The sequence below is a fragment of the Mesorhizobium sp. WSM4850 genome, from assembly GCF_055811735.1.
In genome coordinates, this window is record NZ_JBVVPV010000100.1 from 1 (window position 1) to 6,336 (window position 6,336).

2 protein-coding genes and 4 pseudogenes are annotated in these 6,336 nt (G+C 60.4%); 4 read left to right on the plus strand and 2 right to left on the minus strand.

The features are described 5' to 3' along the window. The 3 genes and pseudogenes from AC0L2Z_RS34690 to AC0L2Z_RS34700 form a co-directional block, all read left to right on the plus strand. On the plus strand, positions 1 to 301 hold a 301-nt coding region (locus AC0L2Z_RS34690; protein WP_473630551.1), incomplete at its 5' end, for a M20/M25/M40 family metallo-hydrolase. Positions 302 to 482: 181 nt separating this feature from the next. After that, positions 483 to 656 (plus strand): annotated as a pseudogene (locus AC0L2Z_RS34695) (tyrosine-type recombinase/integrase); the annotation flags it as partial. A 12-nt stretch (positions 657 to 668) separates the two neighbouring features. Further along, positions 669 to 1,736 (plus strand): annotated as a pseudogene (locus AC0L2Z_RS34700) (IS91 family transposase). A gap of 103 nt (positions 1,737 to 1,839) precedes the next feature. Here AC0L2Z_RS34700 and AC0L2Z_RS34705 read toward each other — a convergent pair. Then, positions 1,840 to 2,366 (minus strand): annotated as a pseudogene (locus tag AC0L2Z_RS34705) (ISNCY family transposase); the annotation flags it as partial. A 1,546-nt stretch (positions 2,367 to 3,912) separates the two neighbouring features. Here AC0L2Z_RS34705 and AC0L2Z_RS34710 point away from each other — a divergent pair. After that, a pseudogene (locus AC0L2Z_RS34710) lies at positions 3,913 to 5,278 on the plus strand (IS110 family RNA-guided transposase). Positions 5,279 to 5,320: 42 nt separating this feature from the next. On the opposite strand, the gene AC0L2Z_RS34715 reads toward AC0L2Z_RS34710, so the two are convergent. After that, a complete protein-coding gene (locus AC0L2Z_RS34715) occupies positions 5,321 to 5,740 on the minus strand; it encodes a hypothetical protein (protein WP_473630552.1) in 420 nt (139 codons plus the stop codon). Between the last annotated feature and the right edge of the window lie 596 nt (positions 5,741 to 6,336).

Below are 6,336 nucleotides of genomic sequence, written 5' to 3' on the forward strand. Positions count from 1 at the left end.
AAGGATAGACCTGAGTCTTGAAGGCGACCATGGCGTCGTTTTCAACCACGCCTCGCAAACCGAGATGGCGATCAAGGTGGCCAAGGACGTGGCCGGTGAAAACAACGTGGTCGCGACGCTGCCGATCTTGGGAGGTGAAGATTTCGCCCTTATGTCGGAGGCGCGACCCGGTGCATTTATCTGGTGCGGTAATGGCGACAGCGCCGGCTTGCATCAAGCTGCCTACGATTTCAACGACGAGGCGATTCAGTATGGGACATCGTACTGGATCAAGCTCGTAGAAAACACGCTCGCGGCTTGAGGTGTTGGCGGGACGAGCAATTATTTCTTGTTCCCGCCAATTCAGTCCCCTCCATCAGTGTCCCTAAGAGAAAAGTGTTGTTGTCGGCTCGCGGGGCTCGATACGATAGAGGAAGAGACGCAGAAATTGCGGCCGAGCAGGTCACGATAATGATCTCCGCGCGCGACAATCCACGAAAGCCAGCTTCGCCACGCATCTGCTGGAGAACGGCACGGATATCCGCATCATGCAGGTCCTGCTCGGTCACAACAACCTGTCGAGCACGGCGCGCTACACGAAGGTCTCGATCGGCCTCATTCGCCGCACGGAGAGCCCGCTCGACAGGCTGAGTATTGAGGTGGTGCCGCCGGACTGATCCGGGCCATCAATGCCGGCAAGATCGGAGGTGGCGGATATTTTGCGTCGCCATGGCGAGGCCTATCGACAAGCCCATGACGGCCGTCTCGGACGCGTCGAGCGCCGCACGATGAGCGCATCGAGTTGTGCCGGACGGCTGAACTGGGCGGTCATGTGGAGGAGTGCCGGTCCTGCGAGGCGATCCGCGTCGCTTACACAGGGGCAGGCCTGCCGCGAATTGCTTGCCGCGCGCCAGGCGAACTCCTACCGGTTCCCTATTTCCATGTTGTCTTCACGCTGCCCGCGCCCGTCGGCGACGATCACCCCCCAGAACAAGGCCGTGGTTTACGTCATTCGGTTCAAAACGGCCCGAGACTATCGCCGCCGACCCCAAGCACCTTGGCGCCGAGCTCGGTCTTATTGCGGTCCTGCACGGCTGGGGGCAGAACCCGCACTACCATTCCCACCTCCACTGCATCGTGCCGAGCGGCGGTCTGTCGCCCGGCGGCGCGCGCTCGATCAGCTGCAGGCCCGGCTTCTTCCTACCGGTGCGTGTGTCGCGCCTGTTTCGCCGGCTGTTCCTGACGGAATTGAGTGCGGCATACGAGGCGGGCAAGCTGCGCTTCTTCGGCGACATTGCCGACCTGGCAGACCCCGCCGCCTTCAGGCGCCGGATTGCCGAAGGGTGCTTTCCTCGGCCGCTATACCCATCGCGTCGCCATCGCCAACTCCCGCCTGATCAGCCTGGCCGACGGCAAGGGTCACGTTCCGATGGAGGGATTATCGCCATCACGGCAAGACCAAACTCATGACGCTCGAGGCCAACGAATTCATCCGGCGCTTCCTCCTGCACACCCTGCCAGACGGCTCCCACCGCATCCGTCACTACGGTCCCTCGCAAACGGCCATCGCGCAGACCGGCTCAAGCTTTGCCGCAAGCCTCTCAACGCCGTGTCGCCCGAGGCCTACGCGGAGCCTTCCGCAGACGAGACAGACCCGTCGCAACCGATGTCCCTGCTACGGTGGCCGGATTATCGTTATTGTCGTCTGGCGATGCGGCGAACCGCCGAGCCGTGCAGTCTGGAACGACAGTTCATGATTGCGTCCACCGCTTCAGGAACGGAGAGTTCAATGTCGGCCATCAAGTGTGTCCGGCCGGACCTTTGTTGCCGGGCGGCATGCCGCAGAAAGGCCGGCCGGACATCCGCGTGCTGCAACAGCCGCACCATCACCCGGACAGCGTCCCTTAACAGGCTGCTGTCGCTCGGCTCGTGGATGAGTGCTGAAGTGACGGTGCTGTCCACGCGCACGGCCTTGCCGCTTTCCAACTTCTCTCGCCTGGCGCTTACAAGTAGTACTTTGTTGATGCCTTCTCAGGTCGGCGCCCGGATCGCGCTGATCGTCTTGTGCAAGACCGACTTCTTTGGGCTACACCCCCACGGCAACCAGGCAAAAGCCCGGGACGAGGCGGAGTCTTCCAAATGGAACGCCAGTTCCTGATAGGTTAGTTGGCGGTGCTGCTTGAGCAGGACGCAGCGCAGCACGGCTTCCGCCGGCAGGCCCTCGCGGCCGGTCTCCTTGAGACCGTGCCGGCGTAGGTCCCGCGTCACCAGACTCAAAAGCTCGCGATGCTCGTCCAGCCATTGCGACATGCTTTCAACTCACAGCCGATCTCGTGCCCGGCGAAAAGATCGAATACACTGGATTGGAGTGTGCGTTCTTGGCGCATTGTCGGCTCCGGCGGTGGCAGAACGGCTTGGAATCAGTGGCTTGATCGCGAAGTGTACCTGAAACCGCCGGGCTTCGCCCGTCCAAAATCAAAATTCATTCAATGATATCAGCAGTTTGCCGTTTATGGACGGACACTAGCTAGGCATACGCGGCGCCTATTTAGGCGCTCGAAGAGGGCGAGGGTCGCGAAGGTTTGGAGCCTGCCGCGACTTTGCCAGTTGGCTACGCTCTGCGCGACTTGCAGTAAAGCCCGCCAGGGTTGTGCTGTCGTCTGGAATCTTCAGAATTGCCTCCACGCAAAGATGGGCGACGAAGTTTCGGGTTATCGGCGCGCCATATGGCGATGATGAATCGGGACGGCTACTTGCGGATTCTCAGTGGCCTGAACCGAGAGGCCAGCCCCCGACCGTCGGGGGTGCAGAGCCTGGTGGCGGCGGCGATGTTGGTGCAAACGCTGGAGCCGTTTCTTCCCCCTCGGGAGGCTGATAGGCGAGTGAGCTCAGACCCGCGACGACCCGTATCACGAGGTAAGCAAAAGCGATAGCTCCAATCACATTTAGTCCGCTGACGTGTTGCGTTGCAGGAGGTTTTGCCACGGTCGCGCAGTTCCTTGGCGTGTTAATCTTCGTCTAATTGGTCCAGCAATCACGTTCTGGGGTCGGGTCATCCTCGCGGAACCACGTTAGACCGCGCCGATTGGAGAGGCCAGCCGGTGCTGAAGTTAGCCGCCGTACATCAGATCGTATTGTGCTCGATGTCAACGACGCGGCCGCTAACTGCTCCGGATCTCGATCGTCAGTCCCAGAGGGTAGGATGGTCGATGACTCGTGCCTGCAGGTTTGTGTGGTGAGCCGCGTTCTTCAGCCACTCGACAAGCTTGTGTCGTACGTGCGTTCGAAGCAACAATCTTGCGCTGAAATGAGGGGACGCGCTCATTACACGGACACCATTCCGATTTGAACCCGGCCACCATTCCAACCAAAAGTCAGCCAGTTTTGCGCACTGAGGATTATCTATGGGGTTAGTAACTTTGGCACCAATTACTTCTTCTCCGTGAGCGAGGACATTTTGGCCGGCAAAGAGAAGGCTGACCATGATGCAGTTGAGGAAAATACTTCGGCCCGCCGGAAGCGGGACCAGTTCCCGCGAGATTGCAATCGTTCTAGGAATAGCGCGCAGTACGATGCTAAACTGCAGCGCGCAGCAGCGGTTGGATTGAGCTAGCCCTTGCCGTGGGAGCTGACCGACGATGCGCTTGAGGACCTTCAGTCGCAAAGTGGCAAAGCTGAAGGCGGAGCGCGACATCCTAAAAAACTGTCACGGGCCGTTGCCCGCCTGCGCGCGGTAGAAACAGCCCATGCTATCCTCGTACCTCGGAGGGTAGCGGCCGTCAGCTTATTGGATGCACAGTCCCCGTTAAAAAACGTGGTCCATGGGTGCATGCGAACTTGAGAGTGGTGACGCCGTTCCTGCGGCGATCCCAATTAGGAAGATGAAGATAGGCATAGCCCAGACCCTCCTGCCGACAATATGGAGGATTTGCGATGCCCGAGATGACGACCGGTGACCGCCCGGAATTGAAGCCGGTCAATGTTGGTGCCGCTGGCATCGACATCGGATCAAAAATGCACATGGCAGCGGTCGACCCGGGCTGCACTGATACGCCAGTGCGAGCGTTTGGGACATTCACGCAAGACCTGCATGATCTGGCGGACTGGTTCAAAGCGTGCGGCGTGACTAGTGTCGCGATGGAATCCACCGGGGTCTATTGGATCCCGGCGTATGAGATTCTTGAGCAGCATGGGTTCGAAGTCATTCTGGTCAATGCGCGTTACGCCAAGAATGTGCCTGGGCGCAAAATAGATGTCAGCGATGCCGCGTGGCTCCGCCAGCTTCATTCCTATGGATTGTTGCGCGGGAGTTTCCGTCCTGATGCCGAGATCGCAACCCTGCGCGCCTATCTGCGTCAGCGGGAGCGGCTCGTGGAATACGCAGCCGCCCATATCCAGCACATGCAGAAGGCCCTGATGGAGATGAACCTGCAACTTCACCACGTTGTCTCCGACATCACCGGCGCGACCGGTATGCGGATCATCCGAGCGATTGTAGCGGGCGAGCGCAATCCCGATGTATTGGCGACCTACCGCGATGTGCGCTGCCATTCCTCTATCGAGACGATCCGCGCTGCACTGGTGGGCAACGACCGGGACGAACATGTCTTTGCGTTGACCCAGTCGCTGGAGCTCTACGACACCTACCAGGCCAAGATGCTCGACTGCGACCGCAAGCTGGAATCCTTGATAGCGGAGCTGACCGACAAAGGGGCAAAGCCGGTCGGCAAGCTATCCAGGCCACGAGTGAAGACCAAGCAGGTCAACACACCGTCGTTCGATGTCAGGGCTGCTCTATATGGCGTCCTTGGCGTTGATCTGACCGAGATCCATGGGTTGGGTCCGTCACTTGCGTTGAAGCTCATCGGCGAGTGCGGGACGGATCTGAGGGCATGGCCGAGCGCCAAGCACTTCACCTCCTGGCTGTGTCTCGCGCCGGGTAACAAAATCTCCGGCGGCAAGGTGCTCTCTTCACGCACGCGGAGATCATCCAGCCGCAGCAGCGCTGTTGCGGTTGGCGGCCACGACTATCGGGCGGAGCGATACGGCGCTCGGAGCATTCTATCGTCGGCTGTTCTCTCGTGCAGGCAAGGCGAAGGCCGTGACGGCGACCGCCCGCAAAATTGCGGTCCTGTTCTACAACACCCTCAGCCACGGCATGACCTACAGGGATCCGGGTGCCGACCACTATGAGGAACAATATCGCAGCCGTGTCCTCGCCAATCTGAAGCGGCGCGCCAAATCGCTGGGCTTCGTTTTGCAGGCTGTTCCAAGCGACACTGAGGCGGCTGTTTCTTAGGAAGGCCGCAGCCTACTCCCCGAGGCGACGCGGCGGCCGCTCTTACCCGCTCGCGCCAGAAATGTTGCGCAGAAGCAGACCGGCAGCGCTGCCAGCGGCGTTGGGCACTTTGGCGACCGCCGCTCTGATTAGCTCGTAGCAGAGAAGACGACGAGCTTGACGCCCCCGCCGCGTCAGCTTGCGCAGTAATTTCGTACAGATCGGCTCGCTTCCGAGGTGCCGATCTCCATGCCAAGCACCTCGCCGGGTATCTGAGTTGAGGCCGACGGCGACAATGACACGGACGATGGCGATCAGGCAGCCGCAGCGCACCTTGAGACAGGTGCTGCCGATCCAGAGATACGGCCGTCGCTGCGCGCCCATCGCCTCGGCCAGGTCAGCGAGCGAACGGGTCGAGATGCCCCGAACTTGCACCGCCTGAGCAACGCCGTCAGCGCTTGTGAATGCGCCGCTGGCAAGCAAGCTACGGTAGGTAACAGGCCTTCCGCCACGTCGGCACGCGCAGGTCGCGCCGTGCCGGCCCGCGTCTCCCCCGTCGCTCGCGATAGCCGTTGCGCTAAGGCATCCCCTGGGTTCTTCCCTCCCTAGTGGCGCAGGCGAACCCGATCATCTCCCGCAAGAGATCGGCTCAGCGGTTTCTCCCGGCGCACCGGTTTCATGTCCTCGGCATCGTTGGCTCCGAGGAATCTGGTTGCTGTTCACAACTGCTCCTAACGAGGGGATATCGATAATCGACCGCGACGCCTCTCGCACGGTACAGCGCTGTCGACGGCGCGCTGGCAGTGTCACCGGCGAGCTACACCACAAGATCAGCACGACCCAACGGTTGGTCCGCAGCCGACTCCGGCCGATTTCTTCTATCGCCCCAAAAGCGAGGATTCTCCCTCATACAACAGAGAAGGCCCGCAACTGTGCGTCGGAGAGGCAATAACGCCGGTTTCCTGCGATTACCGGACATTTTTCGCGTAGTTCACTCATTCGACGCAGCTAAATTCACGCCATGGGCTTCGTGCCCGGTTTAACGTTCGTCGGAATCCAATACGGGAGCCAACAGTGGT